Source organism: Microcoleus sp. AT9b-C3, assembly GCF_036705485.1.
In the GTDB taxonomy this organism is placed as follows: domain Bacteria; phylum Cyanobacteriota; class Cyanobacteriia; order Cyanobacteriales; family Microcoleaceae; genus Microcoleus.
Map to the genome: position 1 here is coordinate 108264 of NZ_JAUBUR010000019.1, position 3140 is coordinate 111403.

General features: G+C 45.5%; 2 protein-coding genes and 2 pseudogenes. All 4 read right to left on the reverse strand.

All coding sequences use genetic code 11. The annotated features are described in order from the left end of the window. Positions 1-228, reverse strand: a pseudogene (locus tag QUB77_RS18170) (leucine-rich repeat domain-containing protein); the annotation flags it as partial. A gap of 56 nt (positions 229-284) precedes the next feature. After that, complete coding sequence (locus tag QUB77_RS18175) at positions 285-1358, reverse strand: DUF6745 domain-containing protein (RefSeq protein WP_445251759.1); 1074 nt, start codon at positions 1356-1358, stop codon at positions 285-287. Then, positions 1350-1907: pseudogene (locus QUB77_RS31805) on the reverse strand (leucine-rich repeat domain-containing protein); the annotation flags it as partial. The pseudogene QUB77_RS31805 and the gene QUB77_RS18175, both read right to left, overlap by 9 nt. A gap of 82 nt (positions 1908-1989) precedes the next feature. Next, positions 1990-3030 (reverse strand): ABC transporter permease, encoded by a 1041-nt coding sequence (locus QUB77_RS18180; protein ID WP_333175470.1) that lies wholly within the window; start codon positions 3028-3030, stop codon positions 1990-1992. Between the last annotated feature and the right edge of the window lie 110 nt (positions 3031-3140).

Sequence of the window (3140 nt, forward strand, 5' to 3'; positions counted from 1 at the left end):
ATTGGTGAGCGAGCCGAGGGAGGTGATGTCGGTAATTCTATTTTTGCCCAGAGCGAGTGTTGTCATGCTTGAAAGTATCTGCTGGGCTGCTTCAGGGTCATCAGTGCCAGCCTTTTTTAACAACACTTTAACTGTGTGCCTTGCCTCTTTTGAAAGACTGTCAATATGCCTGCACCAGTCGGCAAAGCTGCTAAAAGTCATGGGTTCGTTTGGTTGGTTTTCTGACATAAAACAATCCCAGAGGGACAATATTTGAGTGACCATTGACATCCGCCGCAACTCGATCAAGTCTGCACGGAAAATTCCTCTGGATCAATACCCCAATTTACCCAGCGAATTGCCTTCCTAGCAGATGTCAGGTGCGGCACTCTCAAAACGTGAATGAATCCCGTACTTGGACAAGTCATTTTTAACAAATAAATCTGCTCCCAATCCGAGGCTTTATCTATTTTTAATAGTGCATATTCCTGCCAAATATCTATTTGTGTGGCTGACAATTCTTGAATTATGCGCTCGTAACCAATTCCTTGAATTAACACTCGCCTCAGCTCGGCATTGTCTTCTGTTAAAAGCCACTGGGATTGCCATTGGTTTGGGTGGAGTTTGCCGTATTTTTGAGGCAATCTGACGCCGTGATAATAGTAAAAATTCCATCGATCTGCAAACTGAATAGCAGGTTCTCCTTCCGCGTGCAAGCGGTTTTGACTGTCAAAGCGAAGGTGGGGGCGATCGCACACCGCGCAAATCTTTTCAAAGGGAAATATCCAACCGCAATGCTCGAAAAGCAGCTTTTGGCAGCGAAGTATTTCTTGTGCCTTTTGGGAAATATTGACGCCTAATGAAGATATATACCATTCAGTCAAATAGATTTCTTTAAACAAAGTCGTGGGGGTTTCAAGGGATTTAAGGGATAACAAATTATGGGGAAAAACATTCCCCATCGTTTGTTCCGATCGCACATAGTTTTCAGCCCATTCGTACATTAGCGAACTCAGTGTGCTGTCTGCTTCGGACTCGATCGTCATGCTATCGAGCTCATACTCCCACACCGCCGGACTTGCAAATTCTCCCACAGGGGACATCCATTTCCGGTCTAGATTTTTCCCCCATCTATTGCTGTATTCGTCTGAGCAGTTTTGTGAATGGTCGCGTTTGAGCCTGTTGAAGATTTGGAGATAAGCGTCGCGGGGACTGCTGCAAATAATAACGGAGGGTTCTTCTAGGCCAATAGCGGAATAGGCAACTTTGATGGCTTCTGTCGCTTGTTGAGCATCAATTGGCGTAGTCGAGAGAGTAAGACGTTTTTGTGCGAGTTCGCCTAACACGCACACAGCGGCAAATTGATTGTTGTGATTCAGTTCTGTCAGATTGGTGAGCTTACGCAAGGCGCTGATGTCGGTAATTTGATTGTCGCCGAGATCGAGTGTTGTCAGATTGGTGAGCGAGCCGAGGAAGCTGATGTCGGTAATTGGATTGTTGTCCAGATCGAGTGTGGTTAGATTGGTGAGCGAGCCGAGGAAGCTGATGTCGGTAATTTTATTCCAGGTGAGATACAGTGTGGTCAGATTGGTGAGCGAGCCGAGGACGCTGAAGTCGGTAATTTGATTGCCGCCGAGATCGAGTGTTGTCAGATTGGTGAGCGAACCGAGGGAGCTGATGTCGGTAATTCGATCGCCAATTCGATCGCTGTTGAGATCGAGTTTTGTCATGCTTGAAAGTATCTGCTCCGCTGCTTCAGGGTCATCAGTGCCAGCCTTTTTTAACAACACTTTAACTGTGTGCCTTGCCTCTTCTGAAAGACTGTCTATATGCCTGCACCAGTCCGCAAAACGGCTAAAAGTCATTGGCTCGTTTGGCTGTTTTTCTGACATAAAACTCTCCGATATGGGTAATGGGGGATGGGGCATGGGACATGAATAATCGGAATAGTGTTGACTATTGACTATTACAAATCGCCCTTGCGTACCTTCTGTTACTGAATTAAGTCTTCTATTTCAAATCTTCCAGCTTAATCCGAGGATCGACAGCTTTCAGCAGCAAATCTGCCAACAAATTCCCAACAATCAACATCGTCGCACCCATCATCAAACTCGCCATTACTAAATACAAATCTTGATTGTTCACCGCATCCAGAGTCAGCTTTCCCAAACCCGGCCAATTAAAGAAATATTCGGCAATAAACGCACCGCTCAATAAACTAGCAAACTCAAAACCCAACAGCGTAATCAACGGATTAACAGCATTCCGCAAAGCATGAATGTAAATTACTCGATCGTCCGGCAAACCTTTCGCCCGTGCTGTTCGGATATAATCTTGACGCAGCACGTCCAAAAATTGTCCGCGCATCAATCTTTGCAAACCAGCAAAACCAGTAAGGCTGAGGGCGACTGTTGGCAAAATTAAGTGCCAGCCGTAATCGAGGATTTGACCCCACCAAGGTAAGTCTGCGTGGTCAATGCTTGTCATTCCTCCGACGGGAAACAGAGGCGAAGTATTCTGAGCAAAAAATAGCAGCAGCAAAGCTGTGATAAAGCTCGGAAATCCCTGTCCCGTGTAGCTGACTACTTGCAGAACTCGATCGACTGTGCGGTTTTGATTGACAGCGGCGACAATTCCCAAAGGAATCGCGATCGCCCAAGTTACAATCAAAGATGCGATCGCCATCAATAACGTCGCCGGTACCCGTTCCCACAGCAGCGAAGCTACCGATCGCTGATACACAAAACTCGTGCCAAAATTCCCCCGCGTCACAATTTGTTGCAGCCACAGCCAATACTGCACAATAGCTGGTTTATCTAAGCCGAACTGCTGTTCGAGTTGCTTGAGAGTCTCCGGCGAAATCTTCGGATTTTGGCTCAAAGTATCCAAGTAATTTCCCGGTGCCAGTTCAATAATTGCAAAACAAAGCATTGATGCCAAAAATAGGGTTAAAAGTGCCTGCAACAGTCGCTTGACAACATAAGTAAATGTCTCGCCACCAAACAGAAAATTCAACATTTGCCCATTTCGATTCAATTTAATAGAAGTCATAGGATTTTAGATTTTAGATTTTAGATTTTAGATTTGAACAATTGAAGAATTGTGAATGACTCATAAATACCAGCATAACCTCTATTATCTGTAGGGTGCGCACTGCGCAC

Bases quoted from the DNA above. Each gene is read 5' to 3' on its own strand.
- QUB77_RS18180 (WP_333175470.1), bottom strand. From the start codon at position 3,030: ATGACTTCTATTAAATTGAATCGAAATGGGCAAATGTTGAATTTTCTG.